This window comes from Streptomyces sp. NPDC006174 (assembly GCF_040614075.1).
Lineage (GTDB): Bacteria > Actinomycetota > Actinomycetes > Streptomycetales > Streptomycetaceae > Streptomyces.
This window is the reverse complement of sequence record NZ_JBEXTJ010000021.1, coordinates 58,709-80,504: the sequence shown is the minus strand read 5'-3', so window position 1 is coordinate 80,504 and position 21,796 is coordinate 58,709. Positions and strand designations below refer to the sequence as shown.

Below are 21,796 nucleotides of genomic sequence, written 5' to 3'. Positions count from 1 at the left end.
TGCGGTGATGCCGGAGTGCCCCGGCTGCGGTGCCCGGTCAGTCGGTGTTGTCGATGAGGGCGAACAGGTCCTCGTCCGAGGCGGATTCGAGATCGTCATGGCTGAGCTCCTTCCGGCCGTTGCGGTCCGTGGCCTCGACGAGCAGCAGCAGCTGCCGCAGCCGGTCACCGATCCGGTCCTGCGCGGACCCGTCGGACGGGCCGTCGGGTGTTGCCGTGCGGAGCAGCTCCTCGATCCGGTCGAGTCCGGCGAGCACGTCGCCGGACGGTCCGGCGTCCTCCACCACGAGCTGACCGCGCAGATGGGCCGCGAGCGCCGACGGGGTCGGGTGGTCGAAGACGAGGGTGGTGGGCAGGCGCAGGCCGGTGGACTCGCCGAGCCGGTTGCGGAGTTCGACCGCGGTGAGCGAGTCGAAGCCCAGCTCCTGGAAGGCCCGGTCGGCGCCCACCGCACCCTGGTCGGCGTGGCCGAGGACCTCGGCCACCCGGGCCCGGACCAGGTCGACCAGGAGCCGCTCGCGCTCCGGCTCCGGCAGTCCGGCCAGCCGCTCGGCCAGCGACGGCCCGGCCTGCTCGCCGCCGCGTGCGGCGGTTGTGCGTACGGCCGGCCGGCGCACCAGACCGCGGAAGAGCAGCGGCGGCTCCTCGCCGCCGGAGCGCAGCGCCTCCAGGTCGAGACCGGTGACGGCCAGGACCGGCCGGCCGGTCAGCGGCGCGGCGTCGAAGAGTTCCATGCCCTCCTCCGGCGCCAGCGCCCGCAGCCCGCTGCGAGCCAGCCGCTTGAGGTCCGCCTCGGTCAACGAGCCGCCCATACCGCCGTGTTCGCCGTCCCAGAGTCCCCAGGCGAGTGAGGTGGTGGGCAGTCCTTGGTGGGTGCGGTGGTGGGCGAGGGCGTCGAGGAAGGTGTTGCCGGCGGCGTAGTTGGCTTGTCCTGCGGTGCCGAGGAGTCCGGCGATGGAGGAGTAGAGGGTGAGGGTGTGGATGGGGTGGTGGTGGGTGAGTTGGTGGAGGTTCCAGGCTGCGTCGATCTTGGGGCGCAGGACGGTGTGGAGGCGTTGGGGTGTGAGGCTGGTGAGGAGGCCGTCGTCGACGGTTCCGGCGGTGTGGATGATGGCGGTGAGGGGGTGTTGGGTGGGGAGTTGGTCGATGGCGTGGGTGAGTGCGTCGTGGTCGGCTGCGTCGGCGGCGGCGAAGGTGGTGGTGGTGCCGGCTGCGTGGAGGTGGTCGCGGAGTTCGGTGGCGCCGGGTGCGTTGATGCCGCGTCGGCTGAGGAGGAGGAGGTGTTTGGCTCCTTGGGCGGCGAGGTGGTGGGCGAGGAGGGTGCCGAGTGCTCCGGTGGCGCCGGTGATGAGGATGGTGCCGTGGTCCCAGCGCGGCGGCTCCGGTACGGAAGTGGCGTCCGGCTTCACCCGGGCGAACCTCGGCACCAGGATCTGGCCCTTGCGCAGCGCCGCCTGCGGTTCGCTCAGCGCGGCGGCGAGGAGCAGCGGAGTGTCGGCCGCGGTGTCTCCGTCGAGGTCGACGAGGCCGAAGCGTCCGGGGTTCTCGCTCTCGGCGGAGCGCAGGAGGCCCCAGAGAGCGGCGTGCGTGAGGTCGGTGACGTCCTCCGGTCCGGTCGCGATGGCGCCTTGCGTGACGACCACGAGACGTGACTGCGCGAACTGTTCGTCGGCCAGCCAGGCCTGGGCCAGTTCGAGGTGACGTACGGCCGCCTCACGGGCCTGGGCCGGCAGCTCGCCGTCCTGGAGCGGCTGCGGAACGGTGAGCACCAGGTCCGGGACATCGGCCCCGGCCTCCACCGCCGCAACCAGCGCCGCCAGATCCGGATAGCGGGTCAAGGCGTCGAATCCGGCGTCCGGAGCCTCGCCCAGCAGCACGGCGTGCTCGCCGGCCACCGCACGTACCGCACCGGCCTCCGTCCACCGCACCTCCAGCAGGCCCTCGCGGTGCGCCTCGGCCGCCGCTCGCAGCGCCTCCTCGGTCAGCGGCCGCAGCGCCAGCTCGGCGGCCGAGGCCACCGGCGCGCCCAGGCCGTCGGTGACCGTCAGCGCGACGGTCTCAGGACCGGTCGTCGAGAGCTGCACCCGCAGCTCCGTGGCGCCCGTGGCCCGTACGGTCAGACCCGACCACGCGAACGGCAGCACAGCGGGCCGGCCGGTGTCCGCGACCCCTGGCAGCAGCGGGTGCAGCGCCGCGTCCAGCAGCGCAGGATGCACGGTGAACCGTGCGGCGTCCGCCTGCTGCGGCTCCGCCAGCGCCACCTCCGCGAACAGCTCCGTCTCCGTGTGCCAGACCCGGCGCAGCCCCTGGAAAGCGGGCCCGTACGCGTATCCGTGGCCGGCGAGGCGCTCGTACACGCCCTCCAGATCGGCCTCCGTCGCACCCGCCGGCGGCCAGGCGCCCAGCTCGGGCACCTCGTCCGGCCGGTCGGACGGAGCCGCCAGCCGGCCGGTCGCGTGCAGCGTCCACGGCGTCAGGTCGTCCGTGCCCGGCCGGGAGTAGACCTCCAGCGTGCGGCGGCCGGCGTCGTCCGCCGCGCCCAGCACCGCCTGGATCCGTACACCTTCGCGGTCCGGCAGGACGAGCGGCGCGGTGAGCGTGAGGTCCTCGACCTCGTCGCAGCCGACGTGCTCGCCGGCGCGCAGCGCGAGGTCCGCGAACGCCGTTCCCGGCAGCAGCGCGACACCGTGCACGGCGTGGTCCCAGAGCCACGGATGGGTGTGGCGGGAGACCCGGCCGGTGAACAGGAACCCGTCCTGACCGGCCATCGGCACCGCCGCACCGAGCAGCGGATGCCCGGTGGCCCCCAGCCCGAGCCCCGCCGCGTCGCCGGGCGCCGAAGGAGCCTCCAGCCAGTGGCGCGAGTGCTGGAAGGCGTACGTCGGCAGCTCCACCCGTGTTGCGCCCGGGAAGAGGGCCGACCGGTCCAGTCCGCCGCCGCGCAGCTCCAGGAGGGCCAGCGCCGTGACGGTGGTGTGCTGCTCGGACCGGCCGGAGCGCAGCACCGGGGTCAGGAGAGCGGCCTCCTTCGTCAGGCAGGCCTGCGCCATGGCGGTGAGCACGCCGTCGGGGCCCACCTCCACGAAGTCGCCGACGCCCTGGTCCTCCAGGAAGCGGATGCCGTCGTGGAAGCGGACGGCCGCGCGGATGTGCCCGGCCCAGTACTCCGGCGAGCGCAGCTGCTCATCGGTGGCGAGCACTCCGGTGACGTTGGAGACGACCGGGATCTTCGGAGCGTGGAACGTGAGGCCCGAGGCGATCGCGGTGAACTCCTCCAGCACCTCGTCCATGTGCGGCGAGTGGAAGGCGTGGCTGACCGTCAGCCGCTTCGTCTTGCGGCCCTGTTCGCGCCAGTGCGCGGCGATCTCCTCCACCGCGTCCTCGTCGCCGGAGACGACGACGGAGTCCGGGCCGTTGATCCCGGCGACGGCGACCGTGTCACCGAGGCCGGTGAGCGAGGCGAGGATCTCCTCCTCGCTCGCCTGCACCGCCGCCATCACGCCTCCGGCACGCGCCGCCTGCATGAGCCGGCCGCGCGCGGCGACCAGGACACCGGCGTCCGCCAGGTCCAGGACGCCCGCGAGATGCGCCGCGGTGACCTCACCGATGGAGTGGCCGAGCAGATAGTCCGGCGTCGCGCCGTGGTGTTCCAGCAGCCGGAACAGCGCCGTCTCGACGGCGAAGAGCGCGGCCTGCGTGAAGACGGTCCGGTCCAGCAGCTCCGCTTCGGCGGAGTCCGGCTCGGCGAAGAGAACCTCCCTGAGCGGCCTGGGCAGTTCACCGTCCAGGTGAGCGCAGACCGCGTCGAGCGCCTCGGCGAACACCGGTGAACTCGCGTACAGCTCCCGGCCCATGCCCAGCCGCTGGCTGCCCTGTCCGGTGAACAGGAACGCCGTCCCGCCGCGCCGGCCGGACGCGGCCCGCACCACCGGAGGTGCCGTACGGCCGTGCGCGAGCGCTTCGAGGCCGCTCAGCAGCTCCTCGCGGTCGCCGACGACGGCGGCCGACCGCTCGTGCAGCGCACGCGTGCTCAGCAGCGAGAAGCCCACATCGGCGGTGCGCAGTCCGGGATGGCGTACGAGGTGTTCGTACAGCCGGCCGGCCTGGTCGCGCAGCGCCGCCTCGTCCCGTGCGGAGACCACCAGCGGCAGGACCGACTCCGGCCCGGCCGCCTCCTCCTCACGCGGAGCGTCCTCGGGGCCCTGCTCCAGGATCACGTGCGCGTTGGTGCCGCTGATGCCGAACGACGAGACGCCGGCCCGGCGCGGCCGCCCGTCCTCGGCGGGCCACTCCCGCTCCTCCGCGAGCAGCGCGACCGCTCCCGACTCCCAGTCCACGTGCGGCGACGGCTCGTCCAGGTGCAGCGTCCTCGGCAGCGTGCCGTGCCGCATCGCCTCGATCATCTTGATGACACCGCCGACCCCGGCGGCCGCCTGCGCGTGGCCGATGTTGGACTTCAGCGAACCCAGGTACAGCGGCCGGTCCTCGGGACGGTCCTGGCCGTACGTCGCCAGCAGCGCCTGCGCCTCGATCGGGTCGCCGAGCGTGGTGCCGGTGCCGTGCGCCTCCACCGCGTCCACCTCGGCGGCGGCGAGGCCCGCGTTGGCGAGCGCCTGGCGGATCACCTGCTCCTGGGACGGGCCGTTGGGCGCGGTGAGGCCGTTGGAGGCGCCGTCCTGGTTGACCGCCGAGCCGCGCAGCACCGCCAGGACGCGGTGGCCGTTGCGCCGGGCGTCCGAGAGCCGCTCCACCAGCAGCAGGCCGACGCCTTCGGACCAGCCGGTACCGGCCGCGTCCGCCGAGAAGGAGCGGCACCGGCCGTCCGGCGAGAGGCCGCGCTGCCGCGAGAACTCGACGAACGTGTTCGGTCCCGACATGACCGTCACGCCACCGGCCAGCGCCAGGTCGCACTCGCCTTGCCGCAGCGCGTTGGCGGCCAGGTGCAGCGCCACCAGCGACGAGGAGCAGGCGGTGTCGACGGTGATCGCCGGGCCTTCCAGGCCGTAGGTGTAGGCGAGCCGGCCGGAGACCACGCTGGAGAGGTTCCCGGCGAGCAGGAAGCCCTCGAACTCCTCCGGTGCCGACGCCAGGCGCGAGGCGTAGTCGTCGTACATCACGCCGGTGAAGACTCCGGCGTTGCTGCCGCGCACCGAGGCCGGAGTGATACCGGCGTTCTCGAACGTCTCCCACGCCGTCTCCAGCAGGAGCCGCTGCTGCGGATCGGTCGCGGTGGCCTCACGCGGCGACATGCCGAAGAAGGCCGGGTCGAACCGGTCCGCCTCGTGCAGGAAGCCGCCGTGCCGGACGTACGACGTGCCGATGACGTCCGGGTCGGCGTTGTACAGCTCCTCCAGGTTCCAGCCGCGGTTGTCCGGGAACTCGCTGATCGCGTCCGTCCCGTCCGCCACCAGCCGCCACAGCTCCTCCGGCGAACGCACTCCGCCCGGGAACCGGCACGCCATGCCGACGATCGCGATCGGCTCGTCCGCCACCGCCGCCCGCACCGCCACCGGACCGGCCGCGCGGGTGCCGGAGACCTGGTCGTCCACGTACGCGGCGAGCGCGGCGGGCGACGGGTGGTCGAAGACGGCGGTCGCGGGGATCCGCAGACCGGTGGCGGCGGAGAGCTGGTTGCGCAGCTCCACACCGGAGAGCGAGTCGAAACCGGCCTCCTTGAACGCCCGGTCCGGAGCGACGGCTTCGGGGTCCGGATGGCCGAGCACGGCGGCGACCGTGGAGCGGACCAGCGCGAGGACGGCCGTACGCCGCTCCGCCTCGCCGAGCGCCGCCGTCCGCTGCGCCCAGGACGAGGCGCCCTCGCCCGTTCCTCCGGCAGCGGCGGTACGGGGACGGGGTCTGACCAGGCCGCGCAGCAGCGCCGGCGGAGCTCCGGCGGCGGCGCGCAGCCGGGCCGTGTCGAACGTGACCGGTACGGCCAGCGCGTCCGTACCGGCGAGCGCGGCGTCGAACAGCTCCAGGCCGTGGTCCGGCGCCAGCGGCGCGATACCGGACCGGGCCCAGCGCGCGAGATCCGCCTCGCCCAGCGTGGTGCCCATGCCGCTTCCGCCGCCCCACAGGCCCCAGGCCAGCGAGAGCGCCGGCAGCTCCAGGGCGGACCGATGGGCGGCGAGCGCGTCCAAGTAGGTGTTGGCGGCGGCGTAGTTGGCCTGTCCGGCCGTGCCGGTGATGCCGGAGACGGAGGAGAACAGCACGAACGCGGCCAGGTCGTGATCCCGCGTCAGCTCGTGCAGGTTCCACGCGGCGTCCACCTTCGGCCGCAGCACCGAGGCGAGCTGCTCGTCGGTGAGGGACTCCACCGTGGCGTCGTCCAGGACACCTGCCGTGTGCACCACGGCCCCCAGCGGGTGCTCGGCCGGAATGCCGTCCAGTACGGCGGTGAGCGCCGCGCGGTCGGCCGCGTCGGCGGCCACCACGGTGACCTCGGCGCCCAGCTCCGCGAGTTCCGCGCGCAGTACGTCGACGCCCGGTGTGTCCGGGCCACGGCGGCTGGTCAGCAGCAGATGGCGCACGCCGTGCCGGGCCACCAGATGGCGGGCCAGCAGTCCGCCCAGGCCACCGGTGCCGCCGGTGACGAGCACCGTGCCGTCGGGCCCGAGGTCCGGACCGGCGGTGTCCTCGCTGCGCACCGCACGGGCCAGCCGCGGCACATGGAGCGCGCCTTCGCGGACCGCCACCTGCGGCTCGCCGCTCGCGACGGCGGCGGCCAGCAGCTCCGTGCCGGAGGCGTCGAGGTCGACGAGGACCACGCGGTCCGGGTGCTCGGACTGGAGCGACCGGGCCAGGCCCCACACCGGTGCGGCGGCCAGGCCGGTGAGCCGGTCACCGGGGCGCACGGCCACGGCGTCGTGCGTCACGAACACCAGGCGGGTCTCGGCGTACCGGGCGTCGGCCAGCCAGTCGCGGGCGATGCGCAGGGCCCGCGCCGCCGCCTCGTGCGCCGCCTCGGCCGGGCGCGCGTCACCGCTCACCGGGCCGTACCTGACGACGACCGCGTCGGCGCCCGCAGGATCCGGAAGGACGTCTCCGGCCGCCTCGGCGAGGGTCACCGTGGCTTCGGCCGGTGCGGGAACCACGGGCCAGGAGACGGTGTGGAGCGCCTCGGCACGGGCGTTCGCGGTCCGGCCGAGCCGGTCCTTGGGGACGGGCCGCAGCGAGATCCGGTCGATGGTGGCGACCGGCGCGCCGGTGGGATCGGTGAGCGTCAGCGTGTAGGCGTCGGCTCCGGCCGGGGCCAGCCGGGCCCGCAGCTCGCTCGCGCCCACGGCGTGCACGGCCGTCCCGTTCCAGGCGAACGGCAGCCGGATCTCCCGGTCGTCGTCGCCGTCCCGGGCCGCGTCCAGCACCATCGGGTGCAGCGCCGCGTCGAGCAGCGCCGGATGGACCGCGTAGCCGCTCGCCGCCTCGCGCTGGTCGTCGCTCAGCCGCAGCTCCGCGTAGAGCTCCTCGCCTCGCCGCCACAGGCTCCGCAAGCCCTGGAAGGCCGGGCCGTACGCGTAACCGAGGCCGGCGAGGCGCTCGTACACGTCGGTGAGCGGTTCGGCGACGGCACCGGTGGGCGGCCAGGGGCCCGGGGCCTCGGGAGCGGGTGCGGGGGAGGGGGCGGTCAAGGTGCCGGAGGCGTGGCGGGTCCACGGGGCCGGGGCGTCGTCGTCCGTCACGGGCTGTGCGTGCACCGCGAAGGAGCGGCTGCCGTCGGCTTCGGGTGCGCCGATGGTGACCTGGAGGCGGGTGCTGCGGCGCTCGGCCAGCACCAGCGGCGCCTCCAGCGTGAGCTCCTCCACCCGGCCGGTTCCGGCCTGCTCGCCCGCTGCCACGGCCAGTTCGAGGAAGGCGGTGGCGGGCACCAGGACGGCGTCACCGATGCCGTGGTCGGCCAGCCACGGCTGCCGGGCCAGCGAGAGCACGCTGGTGAGGATCGTGCCGTCCCGGTCGGCCAGCTCCACCGAGGCGGCGAGCAGCGGGTGTTCGGAGGCGGTGAGACCGAGGCCGCCCGCGTCGGTCCGCTCCTCGGGAACGAACCAGTAGTGCTCGTGCTGGAAGGCGTACGTGGGCAGGTCGGCGCGGGCGGCGCCGGTGAAGAACGTGTCCAGGTCCAGTCCGGCGCCGAGCGCGTGGGCCCGGGCGAGGCCGGTGGCGAGGATGGCGGTCTCGGGTCGGCCCGCGCGCAGCAGCGGGACGGCGGTGGCGTGGTCCGTGGTGAACGAGGCCTGTGCCATCGCCGTGAGGACGGCGTCGGGGCCGACCTCGACGAACCGGGTGACGCCGTCGGCCTCCAGCGTGCGGACCGCGTCCAGGAACCGCACGGTGGAGCGGATCTGCCGCACCCAGTAGTCCGGCGAGGCCAGCTCCTCGGCGGTGGCGAGCTCGCCGGTCAGCGTCGACACCAGCGGGATCACCGGCGCGTGGAACTCCAGCGCGGCGGCGACCGCGCGGAACTCCTCCAGGACCTCGTCCATGTGCGGCGAGTGGAAGGCGTGGCTGACGCGCAGCCGCCGTGTCCGGCGTCCCTGCTCCCGCCAGTGGGCCGCGACCTGCTCGGCGGCCTCCTCGTCACCGGAGACCACGACCGCGTCCGGGCCGTTCACCGCGGCGACGGCGAGCGCGCCGTCGTGGCCGGCCAGACTCCGTACCACCTCGGCCTCGTCGGCCTCCACGGCGATCATCGCGCCGCCGGCACGGGCCGCCTGCATGAGCCGGCCGCGCGCGGCGACCAGGGCCGCCGCGTCGGACAGCGACAGCACTCCGGCCACCTGGGCCGCGGCCAGCTCGCCGATCGAGTGGCCGGCCAGCCGGTCGGGCACCAGGCCGTGGTGTTCCAGCAGCCGGAACAGCGCCACCTCGACGGCGAAGAGCGCGGGCTGCGTGTAGGTCGTACGGTGCAGCGACGCGGCGTCGTCGGACCCGTCGGCGGCGAACATCACCTCCAGCAGCGGCCGTTCCAGATGGCCGTCCAGCGCCGCCGCCACCTCGTCCAGCGCCTGCGCGAAGACCGGGTGTGCGGCGTACAACTCCTGGCCCATGCCCGGGTACTGGGCGCCCTGGCCGGTGAAGAGGAAGGCCGTACGGCCGGTCCGGCCCGCCTCGCCGACCACCAGGTGCGGCGACTGCTCACCGCGCGCCAGCGCCTGGAGGCCCGCCAGGAAGTCGGCGGTCTCCGTGCCGGTGACCACCGCCCGCCGGTCGAACGCGGTACGGGCGGCCAGCGAGCGGCCGACGTCGGCGACCGGCAGCGACGGCCGCGCGGCGATGTGCTCGTGCAGCCGGGCCGCCTGCGCCCGCAGCGACGCCTCGTCGCGCGCCGAGACGACCCACGGCACCGGCGTGGCCGGAGCGGGCGTGACGGCCGGCGCCGGGACGTCGGCCTCGGCCGCCTCCTCCAGCACCACGTGCGCGTTGGTGCCGCTGATCCCGAACGACGAGACGGCGGCCCGGCGCGGCCGCCCGGTGCGCGGCCACTGCCGCTCCTCGGTGAGCAGCTCCACGGCGCCGGAGGACCAGTCGACGTGCGGCGTCGGCTCGTCGGCGTGCAGCGTCCTCGGCAGCGTGCCGTGCCGCATCGCCTGGACCATCTTCACGATGCCGCCGACACCGGCGGCGGCCTGGGTGTGGCCGATGTTGGACTTCAGTGAGCCGAGGTACAGCGGGTCGCTCTCGCGGTCCTGGCCGTACGTGGCGAGCAGCGCCTCGGCCTCGATCGGGTCGCCGAGCCGGGTGCCGGTGCCGTGGGCCTCCACCGCGTCGACGGCTCCGGCGGACAGGCCCGCGTCGGCGAGCGCCTCACGGATCACCCGCTGCTGGGCGAGGCCGCTCGGCGCGGTGAGGCCGTTGGAGGCGCCGTCCTGGTTGATCGCGGTGCCCCGCACGACCGCGAGGACCTGGTGGCCGTTGCGGCGCGCGTCCGAGAGCCGCTCCACCAGCAGCAGGCCCACACCTTCGGCCCAGGACGTGCCGTCCGCCGAAGCGGAGAACGACTTGCTCCGCCCGTCCGGCGCGAGGCCCTGCTGCTTGGAGAACTCCACGAACATGCCGGGAGTGGCCATCACCGTGACACCGCCCGCCAGAGCGAGACCGGTCTCCCCGGAGCGGAGCGACCGTACGGCCATGTGCAGGGCGACCAGGGACGACGAGCAGGCCGTGTCGACGGTGACGGCGGGGCCGATGAGGCCCAGTTGGTAGGCGATGCGGCCCGACATGACGCTCGCGGTGGAGCCGGTCAGGACATGGCCGTGGACGCCTGCCGGAGCGTCATGCATACGCGGGCCGTACTCCAGCGCCGTACCGCCGATGAACACGCCGGTGCGGCTGCCCTGGAGCGCGGCCGGGTCGATGCCCGCACCTTCCACGGCCTCCCACGCGGTCTCCAGCAGCAGCCGCTGCTGCGGGTCCATGGCCAGCGCCTCGCGCGGCGCGATGCCGAAGAAGCCGGCGTCGAAACCGCCCGCGCCGTGCAGGAAGCCGCCCGCGTCCACCGCGCTGCGGCCCGGCTCACGGAGCTCGGGATCGAAGAGGTCCTCGGCCCAGCCGCGGTCCTCCGGGAAGCCGGAGATCGCGTCGCCGCCTTCGGACAGCAGCTTCCACAGCGCCTCCGGCGAGGTGGCACCGCCCGGATAGCGGCACGCCATGCCCACGATGGCGATCGGCTCACCGGCGTCCACCGGCGTCCGGCGGCCGTCGTCGGTGTCGTTGGTGCCGGTCAGCTCGGCCAGCAGATGTCCGGCCAGCGCGGCCGGGGTCGGGTGGGCGAAGAGGAGGCCGCTGGGCAGGCTCAGCCCGGTGGCGGCGGCGAGCGCGTTACGCAGCTCCACCGTCATCAGCGAGTCGAAGCCGAGGTCCTTGAAGGGCGCCCGGAGATCGACCGTGCCGTCCGGCCCGTACTCCAGGACCGCCGCCGTGTGCGCGGTGACCAGCTCGGTCACCTCGCGCAGCCGCTCGGCGGCCGGAAGCGCAGCCAGCCGCTCACCGAGCCCGCCCGCCGGGACCGCGACCGGCGCGGCGGAGGCCGGTGCCGGAGCCGGGCGCGCGGCCGCAGCACCGGTCGCGGTGCGCAGCCAGTACGTCTCGCGCTGGAAGGCGTACGTCGGCAGGTCGGTGCGCACTCCACCGGAACCCGCGTACGCCGCCGTCCAGTCGACCTCCGCACCGCGCGCGAACACCGAGGCGAGCGCGGCCAGCAGCGCCTGCGGTTCCGGCCGGCCCGCGCGCAGCGCCGGGACCGCCTCGACCGCCGCCGGGTCCAGCACCGATTCGGCGGCCATGGCGGCGCAGACGCCGTCCGGGCCCAGCTCCAGGAAGGTGGTGACCTCGGCGGCCTCCAGCGTCCGGACCGCCTCCATGAACCGCACCGGACGGCGCACCTGGTCCACCCAGTAGCCGGGCGAGCACCACGCCTCGCCGTCGGCTGCCTCGCCGGTCACGGTGGAGACCACCGGGATGCTCGGCGCGGTGAAGGCGAGGTCCTCCACCACGCGGCGGAAGTCGTCCAGCATCGGGTCCATGAGCGGCGAGTGGAAGGCGTGCGAGACCGTCAGCCGCTTGGTGCGCAGACCGCGCTCGGCCGCCTCGGCGGCCACGGCCAGCACCGCGTCCTCGGCGCCCGAGACGACGGCCGCCCGAGGCCCGTTCACCGCGGCGAGCCCGGCCCGGTCGCTGTGCGGCGCGAGCAACTCCAGCAGCTCCTCCTCCGACGCCTCGACGGCCACCATCGCGCCGCCTTCCGGCAGCGCCTGCATCAGCCGGCCCCGGGCCACGACCAGCTTGGCCGCGTCCGCCGCCGACAGCACTCCGGCCACATGGGCCGCGGCCACCTCGCCGACGGAGTGGCCGGCCACGAAGTCCGCGCGCACACCCCAGGACTCCACCAGCCGGTACAGCGCCACCTCCAGCGCGAAGAGAGCGGGCTGCGTCCAGCCGGTGCGGTCCAGGCCCTCGCCGGTGCGGATCACCTCGCTCAACGGCCGCTCCAGCAGCGGGTCCAGATGGCCGCAGAGCTCGTCGAAGGCACGCGCGAAGACCGGGAACGCCTCGTACAACTCCTGTCCCATACCGGCCCGTTGTGAGCCCTGGCCGGTGAAGAGCACGCCGAGCCCGCCCGGCCGCGCCGAACCGGTCACGAGCCCGCTCGCGGGCCGTCCGGCGGCGAGCGCCTCCAGTCCGGCCCGCACCTCGTCGTCCGCGCCGAGCAGCACGGCCCGGTGCGGGAACAGAGTGCGCGTCGACAGCAGCGACCAGCCGACCTCCGCCGCCGTACGCTCCTCCTCCGCCAGGAACGCGTGCAGCCGGCCGGCCTGCGCGCGCAGCGCCTGCGGGTCGCGACCGGAGAGCACCCACGGCAGCACGCCGGCCGCGGCCGCCTCGCCCGCCGGCGCGGCACCGTGCTCACGCCCGTCGGCTCCTTCGGGAGCCTCGGCCAGGACGACATGGCAGTTGGTACCGCCCATACCGAACGAGCTGATGCCGGCGACCAGTCGGCGGTCCTCGTGCGGCCACGGCGTCAGCTCGCGCTGGACGGAGAGGCCCAGCTCGTCCAGCGGGATGCGCGGGTTGGGCGTCTCGAAGTTGAGGCTGGCGGGCAGCTTCCGGTGGCGCAGGCTGAGCAGCACCTTGAGCATGCCGACGACACCGGCCGCGCCTTCCAGATGGCCCACGTTGGTCTTGGCCGAACCGACGAGCAGCGGATCACCGGCGGCGCGCCCGGAGCCGAGCGCCGCACCGAGCGCCGCCGCCTCCACGGGGTCGCCGACCGGCGTGCCGGTGCCGTGCAGCTCCACGTACTGCAGCTCCGCCGGATCGAGCGACGCCTTCTGCCAGGCGGCCCGCAGCACCCGCTCCTGCGCCTCGGCGCTCGGCACGGTCAGACCGGCGGTGGAGCCGTCGTTGTTCACGGCGGTGCCACGGATCACGCCGTGGACGCGGTCGCCGTCGGCGAGAGCGGCGGCCAGCGGCTTCAGGACGAGGACACCGCCGCCCTCACCCGGGACGAAGCCGTTGGCCCGCGCGTCGAAGGTGTAGCTCAGACCGTCGGGCGAGAGGCCGCCGAAGCGCTCCTCGGTGACCGCGTTCTCGGCGAGGACGTTCAGGTTCACACCGGCCGCCACCGCGGTCGCGGACTCGCCCGACCGCAGGCTCTCGCAGGCCAGATGGACGGCGACGAGCGAGGAGGACTGCGCGGAGTCCACGGTGAGGCTCGGGCCGTGCAGACCGAGGTGGTACGAGACCCGGTTGGCGATGACGCCACGGTTCACGCCCGCCATCGTGTGCTGCGTGATCGCCTCCGTACCCTGCTGGTAGACCAGGCTGGTGTAGTCGTCGCGCAACGCTCCGACGAACACCGCCGTACGGCTGCCGCGCAGCGTCGCCGGCACGATCCCGGCGTCCTCCAGCGCCTCCCAGGTGAGCTCCAGCACGAGCCGCTGCTGCGGGTCCATGACGGCGGCCTCGCGCGGCGAGATGCCGAAGAACGAGGCGTCGAAGTCGCCGACACCGTCGATGAACCCGCCGCGCCGCGCCGGACCGTCGCCGTCCGGGTCCGTGCCCGTCTCCCAGCGGCCGGGCGGCACCTCCGTGACACCGCTGCGGCCGTCCCGGAGCAGCTCCCAGAACTCCGCGGGCGTGGCGGCCTCCGGCAGCCGGCACGCCATCCCGACGACCGCCACCGCCCCGTCGTGCTCCTTGTACGCGTGCGCCGACACCGACCGGTGCTCACTCGCCATCTGACTCGTCCGTCCTTTCGTCGCCGCCGGACCTGCGGCGGTGTCCAAGACGTGTTGCGCTTTTTCAACACGCGCTGAAAACAGGTAATGGGTGACCGTTCGTCAACGTAGCAACGCGCCGAATACGGCTGATCAGCGAGCGGTAACACGGCGATAACCGGGCTCTGATGAGGGCTTGTGGGCGGCCTGTTACCTTCCGGTGGGGAGGGCGCGGCTACGTTGGGTCCGGATTCGCACGGCTACCTGCCGATGCGTCCGGAAAGCCACAAGCAATCTGGTTCCACAGGAGGTTCGCGCCATGTCAGGGAAATCCGATGTCATCGTGCACGCCGGCGGTGTGGAAGAGCACCTCGCGTTCTACGTCCAAACCTTCAACACCGGTGATGCCGAAGCCATCAACCGGCTCTACTCCGAGGAAGCGGTCTCCGTCTGGGAGCCCGGAAAGCCGCTGACGGGGAAGGAGCGCAAGGATAATCTCGCGGAATTCCTCAAGCTGAGGCCCGCGTTGACCGCGAAGATCCGGGAGTCGCACGTCACCGGTGACACCGCCCTGCTCAGCGTCGACTGGAAGATGGAGGTCGACGGCGAGAACGGAAATCGCGAGTCGTTCGGCGGCCTCGCGACCGACATTCTGAGCCGCGATTCCAGAGGCGAATGGCGCTACGCGATCGACGCGCCCTACGGCGATCCGCGGAACGAAATACCTGGCTGATTTCGTGGAGAAAGCCACCGATACGCCGTCCGACCGGCCCGCATCCGGGCCCCGAAGCGGCGGGACCATGACCAGGCCGTGGTGGCAGCGCCCCTGGATCGTCCCGCTCGCAACGGTGTGCGTGGTCTTCCTCGTACTCTCGTTGCCGCGGTATCTCACGTTCGACCCCGCACGATCCCGTGTAGCGCAGCCGGGGGACTTCGCGCTTCACTACCCCTTGTTGGTGACGCACATCCTGTTCGGAGCGGTGGCCACGGTCACCTGCTGTCTCCAGGTCTGGCCCTGGCTCCGGGCGGCGCACCCCGCGGTGCACCGCGTCAGCGGACGGCTGTACGTGTTCGCCGGGGTCATCCCGTCCGGACTGCTCGGCATCGTCGTCGGCGCCACCAGTCCCAACGGTCTGACCATGCAGCTGAGCAGCGTCACGCTCTCGGTGCTGTGGCTGATCTTCACGGTCGCGGGATGGAGCACGGCGCGGCAGCGCCGGTGGGGGGACCACCGGCGCTGGATGATCCGCAGCTTCGCCGCCACCATGGCGATCCCGCTGAACCGCGTCTACGCCGTGGTGCTGGAGGCCACCGTCCTGCCGGCGCCGGAGACCGACGACCCGCTCGTCCAGGAGATCTGGCTCCACACCCTGATCGGCAACGCCGACTGGCCCGGCTGGGTCACCACCCTGCTGATCGCCGAGTGGTGGCTGACCGAGAAGGGCGTGCGGGCCAAGCACCGGGCACGAGCGGCCCGGCGCAAGGCCTCGGCCACCGGCACATCCCCGCGTACCGACCCCACCGGTACACCCGCCCAGAAGAGAGGCACTGCCATGAGCACCGAAATCGACCTCAACGCGCTGGAACTCACCGCGGACCCCGACCAGCAGAACGAGGTCTTCCTCATCGCCTTCAACTCCTACGACGGAGCGGTCTTCGACCGGCTGTACCGGGACGACGCGATCTCGAACCTGTCGGGCGAGCCGCTGACCGGTGCGGCCCGCAAGGCGAAGATCACGGAGATGCTCGCGCTGAAGCCGTCGCTCAAGGCGACCCTCCGCGAGTCCTACACGGCCGGTGACGTCCAGCTGATCGTCGTGGACTACGAGATGGAGGTGCCGGGCCCGGACGGCGTCCGCCAGGAGCTGCGCGGCACCTGCACCGACGTGCTGCGGCGCGGCGCGGACGGCAAGTGGCTCATGGCGATCGACCGCCCGATCCCGCAGGAGCTGTCGGCCGCCGGCTGACCGGCCCGTACCTGCTCCTGTTCCACCAACGGCCCCTGGCCGAGCGGAGAGTGACCGCTCGACGGGGGCCGTTCCGTGTGTGCGGACGGGCTTCCGGGGGAGTGTGCGGAGGCCCGTCCTCGGGTGTGCGCCGTACGGGGGAGGGCCGCGTGTACGACGTACGGGAGAGGCCCCGGCCTGTGCGCCGTACGGGAGGCGGCCCCGGCACACGCGCGAAGGCCCGGCCGAGTGGATCGGCCGGGCCTTCGCGTCGTCGCGGTGGTGCGGTGGATCAGCGGCTGTCGCCCGCGGCCGCGGGCTCGTTCGCCAGGGCGGTACCGGTGGCCGCGTTCGGCCCGTCGGTCTCGTCCGGGCCGGCGGCCTCCTCCTCGGTGTCCCCGCCCGCCGGCACGTGGCGCAGCAGCACGATCGCCGCGACGGCCAGCCCGGCCACGATGACGGCCGCGATGCCGGATGCGAGGTTCAGGCCGTTGGTGAACGCCTCACGCGCCGCGTCCAGCAGTTCGGCGCCCGCCGGGCCGCCCAGCTCGCCGGCCACCGCGTCGGCACCGGCGAGCGTGTCACGCGCCGTGTCCGCCGCCGATGCGGGCACGTCCGAGGAGAGCGCGGCGCCGATGTCCTCCCGGTACACGGCGGTGACGACACTGCCGAGACCGGCGATACCGAGTGCGATACCGAACTCCATGCCGGTCTCCGACATGGCCGCGGCCGAACCGGCCCGCTCCGGCGGCGCCGAGCCGACGACCAGGTCCGTACCGAGCACCATCATCGGGCTGATGCCGGTGTAGATGAGGACGAAGCCGATCACCAGCAGCGGCAGCCCGCCGGTGGAGTCCGCCAGGCTGATCAGGATGTATCCGAGCACCGACAGGAACAGCGAGCCGCCGACGACGTATCCGGGACGGATGCGCTGGGCGACGGCGGGCGTCAGCGAGGAGGCGATGATCAGCGCGCCGGCCGCCGGCAGCAGCCACAGGCCCGCCTTCATCGGCGTGAGGCCCTCCACCAGCTGGAGGTACTGCGTGATGAAGAGGTAGAGCCCGCCCATCAGACCGAGGCCGAGGGTCAGCACCAGCAGGGCGGTGCTGAAGGCGCGGTTGGAGAAGAGGCTCAGGTCCAGCAGCGGGTCGGCCAGCTTGCGCTGACGCAGGACGAAGGCCACACCGAAGAGCAGACCGACCAGGAGCGTGCCGATCGCCACGACGCCAGGACCGTGCTCGGCCAGCCGCTTGATGCCGTAGATCACCGGCAGCACGGTGACCAGGGAGAGCACGACGCTCGCCAGGTCGAGGCGGCCGGCGTCCGGGTCCTTGTACTCCGGCAGCAGGATCGGCGTGACGATCAGGAGCACCACCATCACCGGGACGGCGAGCAGGAAGACCGAGCCCCACCAGAACCACTCCAGCAGCGCACCACCGAGGACCGGGCCCACGGCGATACCGACGGAGAAGCAGGTGACCCAGACGCTGATGGCGACACCGCGCTGCCGCGCGTCCTGGAACATGTTGCTGATCAGGGCCAGCGTCGAGGGCATCAGCGTGGCGCCGGTGATACCGAGCAGCGCGCGCGCCGCGATCAGCATCTCCGGGCTGGTGGACTTCGCCGCGATGACCGAGGCGATGCCGAAGCCGAGCGCACCGATCATGAGGAGCTTGCGGCGGCCGATGCGGTCACCGAGCGTGCCCATGGTCACCAGGAAGCCGGCGATCATGAAGCCGTAGATGTCCACGCTCCACAGCAGCTGCGTGCTGCTGGGCTTGAGGTCCGCGCTGATCGACGGCACCGCGAGGTTCAGCACGGTGGCGTCGAGCGCCAGCAGGATCGTGGGAAGGGTGAGCACGAAGAGCCCGAGCCACTCCCGTGGCCCGGCCCTCAGCTCCGCGGAGGCCTGGGATTCTGTGGTCATGGGGGAACCCTCCAAGGTTCGTTTCGATCGTCCGCGCCCTGGCTGGTCCGGGGCAGGGGAGTAAGGGAGAGCAGGGGCCGTGGAGGCCCGCGGGCTCAGGATTCGTACGGGTGTACGTCCCGGGCGTGGTGGAGCAGCCGCGCCCACCAGATGAGCTGGTCGAGCGTCGCCTTGACCGAGGCCGCGAAGCTCGTGGACGTCTTCGGCCACTCGCCGTCGGCGTCGAACTCGTCCCAGTAGTTCGGGATGCTGATGCCGTCGCGGATGGTCACGGCGTGCACCTCGGTGAAGGCGCTGCGCAGCTGCTCGGCCGCGTGGAGACCGCCCGAGGGCCCGCCGTAGGACAGGAACGCCACCGGCTTGGCCTTCCACTCGTCGAGGTACCAGTCGATGGCCGTCTTGAGCGGTGCGGGGAAACTCCGGTTGTACTCCGGGGTCACCACCACGAAGGCGTCCGCCGCCGCGAGCCGTGGAGCCAGCGCGGCCACCGGCCGGGGCAGCTCCTCGCACTCGTCGCCGAGCGTGTCCGGCAGCCGGGCCTCGGCCAGGTCGATCAGATCGACGTCGAGTTCCCGGCGCCGCCGAGCCTGTCCGGTGAACCACCGGGCGACGGTCGGACCGAAGCGGCCCCGGCGCGTGCTGCCGATGATGATCGCCAACCGCAGACGGCTGTTGTCGGACATCGGACGCTCCTGCGCTGGGCCGGCCTGCCGCCGGCGGTGGTGGACAGGTCCCAGCGTGCGGCGGAGCACTCACGACCGGCTCACCACCCGCTCACGACCGGCTCCCCACACCCTGCGGCGCTGCGTTACGGTGGCGCCCATGCGATTCGGGGTGCTGGGGCCACTGGCCGTGTGGAAGGCGGACGGCAGCCTGCTCACCGTGCCCGGGGTCAAGACCAGGACGCTCCTCGCCGCTCTCCTCTCCCACGAGGGCCACCCGGTCTCGGCCGACCGGCTCGTCGACGAGGTGTGGGGCGAGCGCGAGCTGCCCGGCAACCCCGGCGCCGCTCTGCAGACCAAGGTCTGGCAGCTGCGGAAGGTGTTCGGCGACGCGGAGGCGGGCGGCCGCGAGCTGCTGACCCTGCGCGACGACGGCTATCTGCTGGGTACGGAGGCCGGCAGCGTCGACATGGGCCGGTTCCAGGCCCTGGTGGTCCGGGCCAGGGCCGCCGACACGCCACGCGCCCGTGCGGCCCTGCTGACCGAGGCGCTCGGCCTGTGGCGCGGCGCGCCGTTCTCCGGCTTCGAGGACGCCGACTTCGCCCGTCCGGTCATCACCCGCCTGGAGGAGGCCCGCCTCTCCGCCGCCGAGGAGCTGGCGGAGGCCCGGATCGACCTCGGCGAGCACTTCGAGGTGGCGGGCGAGCTGACCGAACTCGTCGTACGCCATCCGCTGCGGGAGCGGCTCCGCGCCCTCCACATGCGCGCGCTGTACGCCGCCGGGCGGGCCGGTGAGGCGCTCGCCGGCTACCAGGAGCTGCGGACCCGGCTCGCCGGCGAACTCGGCCTGGACCCCGGCCCCGAACTCGCCGCCCTCCACCAGGCGATGCTGGAACAGGACACCCAGCTCACCACCCAAGCCGCCCCGGTCCCGCCGCGCCGCCCGGCCACCAACCTGCCCGCGCCGCTCACCGAACTGGTGGGCCGCGGCGACGCGGTGGCCGAGGTCAAGGGCCTGCTCACCACCGCCCGCCATGTGACGCTGACCGGCTCCGGAGGCGTCGGCAAGACCCGCCTCGCGCTGGAGACCGCCGCCCAGCTCGCCGACGGCTTCCCGGACGGCGCCTGGCTGGTCGAGCTGGCCGCGCTCGGCCGTACCGGCAGCGCGAACGCGGTGGACCCGGTGGCGGAGGCCGTCATGACCGTGCTCGGCATCCGCGAGGACGCGGCGACCGCCACTCCCGGCGCCCCCGGACCCTCCTCACCCGCCGGAAGCCTCGCCGAGGCCCTCGCCAACAAGAGCCTCCTGCTGCTCCTGGACAACTGCGAGCACATCGTCGACGCCGTCGCCGAGCTGGCGGCCCTGTTGCTCAAGCGCGCGCCGGGCCTGCGCATCCTGGCCACCAGCCAGGAACCGTTCGGCGCGCTCGGCGAGGTGGTCTGGGCCGTGCCTCCGCTGGACGTGCCCGAGGCGGCTCTGGAGGCCGGTTTCGAGGACGCGGCACGCTCCAGCGCCGTCGAACTCTTCGTCGCCCGCGCGGCCGCCGCCTCGCCCGGCTTCGCGCTCGACGCGGCCAACGCCCGGGACGTGGCGGTGATCTGCCGCCGGCTCGACGGCATCCCGCTCGCTCTCGAACTGGCCGCCACCCGCGTCCGCGCTCTCGGCGTACGGGGCCTGGTCACCCGGCTCGACGACCGCTTCCGCCTCCTCGCCACCGGCTACCGCGGCGCACCGCCGCGCCAGCAGACCCTGCGCGCGATGATCGACTGGAGCTGGGACCTGCTCGGCGCGCCCGAGCGGGCCGTCCTGCGCCGCCTCGCCGTGCACGCCGAGGGATGCACGCTGGAGGCGGCGGAGACCGTCTGCGCCGGACCGGGCGTGGACGCGGACGACGTCCTGGACCTGCTGGCCCGGCTGGTGGACCGCTCGCTGGTCGTGATGGCCGACACCGGCGACGAGCCGCGCTACCGGCTCCTGGAATCCGTCGCGCAGTACGGTCTGGCCCGGCTGGACGAGGCCGGCGAGAGCGACGAGGTGCACCGCCGCCACCGCTGGTACTACACCGAGCTGGCCGAGCGCACCGCTCTGACCATCCACGGGCCCGACCAGCGGCGCCGGCTGCGCGCGCTGGACGCCGAGACCGCCAACATCCGCCGGGTCCTGGAGGACGCGGCCCGGCACGGCGGAGCCGAGGAGGCGCTGCGCCTGGTCAACGCGCTGACCTGGTACTGGTTCCTGCGTGGCCGGCTCCGCGAGGCGGGCCGGTCCCTGGAGGCGGCGCTCGCCGTGGCCGGGCCCGGCGACACCGGGTCCGGCCAGGACACGGCGGCGTCGCTGCGGGCCCAGGCGCGGGCGTGGCGGGCCGGGTTCGCCGTCCTCGTCGGCGAAGGCACCGAGCGGATGCACTACCGGCGGGTCGCCGAGGAGCTCTCGCGTGACATCACCGACCGGCGTGAACGGGCCAGGGCCCAGTGGTTCTTCGGCTTCGCGCTCTTCGGCGTCGGCGACCAGGCCACCAGCGAGGAGCTCATCGAGGAGGCACTGGAAGGGTTCCAGGCGCTCGGCGAGACCTGGGGCACCGCCGCGGCACTGAGCGTACGGGCCAACCAGGCCCATGTCCGCGGCGATCTGGACCGGTTGGCGCGCGACGGCCACCGCAGCGCCGAACTCTTCACCGAACTGGCCGACGGCTGGGGCCAGTTGCAGACCGTCGAGCCGCTCGCCTCACTGGCCGAGATGGCCGGCGACTACGAGCGCGCGGCCGAACTCCACCAGGAGGGGCTGCGGATGGCCGAGGACCTCGGGCTCTGGCCGGAGGCCGCCGACCGGCTCACCGGTCTCGGCAGCACCGCCATGCTCACCGGCGACCACGAGAAGGCGCGCGAGTACCACCAGCGGGCGATGCGGCTGGCGGCCGAACACAGCTTCAAACCGGGCGAGATCCACGCCGAGATCGGCCTCGGCCTCGGCGCCCGCCGGGAGGGCCGGTTCGACACCGCTGAGGTCCATATGCTCCACGCGCTGGAGTGGCAGTCCACCATGGCCTTCGAGCCCGGCCGCGCGTTGGTCCTGGCCGAACTCGGCTTCATCGCCGAACAGCGCGGCGACGCGGAGAGCGCCCTGCGCCTCCACCTGGACGGCTGGACCTCCGCCCGTAACACCGGCGACGCCCGCGCCATGGCGCTCGCACTCGAAGGACTGGCCGGGGCCCACGCACCGGCCGGACGGCCGGCGTACGCGGCGCTGCTGCTCGGCGCGGCCGAAGCGGCCCGCGCGTCGGTCGGCATGCCGCTGCCGAAGGCCGAGCGCGGTGACGTCGACCGCATCGCGGCGGCCGTACGGCTCCACCTCGACGAGGACGCCTACCAGGCCGCGTACCGCCGCGGCCGCGCGCTCACTCCCGAGCAGGCCCTCGCCGCGGATCACGGCTGAGCCTCGTCCTCGTCCCGCAGACCGTTCAGTGACCGGCTGATGAGAGGCCGTCCCTAGGGTGTGTCCGGCGGATCGGGACACGCTCCGGCCTCGCAGAGGCTTCCGGGACGTCCCATCGGC

Annotated in this window: 6 protein-coding genes; 3 read left to right on the top strand and 3 right to left on the bottom strand. The window is 73.7% G+C overall.

Going from position 1 to position 21,796, the window contains the following annotated elements:
- Positions 1-37 precede the first annotated feature (37 nt).
- The gene (locus ABZ267_RS32705; protein ID WP_356899737.1) at positions 38-13,729 is read right to left on the bottom strand and encodes an SDR family NAD(P)-dependent oxidoreductase; all 13,692 of its coding nucleotides are present in this window, start codon (positions 13,727-13,729) and stop codon (positions 38-40) included.
- A 298-nt stretch (positions 13,730-14,027) separates the two neighbouring features.
- Here ABZ267_RS32705 and ABZ267_RS32700 point away from each other — a divergent pair, with 298 nt between their 5' ends.
- Together ABZ267_RS32700 and ABZ267_RS32695 are read left to right on the top strand one after the other, a co-directional pair.
- Positions 14,028-14,441 (top strand): DUF4440 domain-containing protein, encoded by a 414-nt coding sequence (locus tag ABZ267_RS32700; RefSeq protein WP_356755455.1) that lies wholly within the window; start codon positions 14,028-14,030, stop codon positions 14,439-14,441.
- A 223-nt stretch (positions 14,442-14,664) separates the two neighbouring features.
- On the top strand, positions 14,665-15,675 hold the full coding sequence (locus tag ABZ267_RS32695) for a DUF2306 domain-containing protein (protein WP_356755457.1): 1,011 nt from the start codon (positions 14,665-14,667) through the stop codon (positions 15,673-15,675).
- Between the two features lie 271 nt (positions 15,676-15,946).
- On the opposite strand, the gene ABZ267_RS32690 is transcribed toward ABZ267_RS32695, so the two are convergent.
- On the bottom strand, positions 15,947-17,581 hold the full coding sequence (locus ABZ267_RS32690; protein ID WP_356755459.1) for an MFS transporter: 1,635 nt from the start codon (positions 17,579-17,581) through the stop codon (positions 15,947-15,949).
- A 95-nt stretch (positions 17,582-17,676) separates the two neighbouring features.
- Positions 17,677-18,264, bottom strand: coding sequence for an NAD(P)H-dependent oxidoreductase (locus ABZ267_RS32685; protein ID WP_356755461.1), 588 nt, complete (start codon positions 18,262-18,264; stop codon positions 17,677-17,679).
- 139 nt (positions 18,265-18,403) lie between these two features.
- Between ABZ267_RS32685 and ABZ267_RS32680 the strand changes: the two genes are divergently transcribed.
- Complete coding sequence (locus ABZ267_RS32680; RefSeq protein WP_356755462.1) at positions 18,404-21,676, top strand: BTAD domain-containing putative transcriptional regulator; 3,273 nt, start codon at positions 18,404-18,406, stop codon at positions 21,674-21,676.
- The last annotated feature ends 120 nt before the right edge of the window (positions 21,677-21,796 follow it).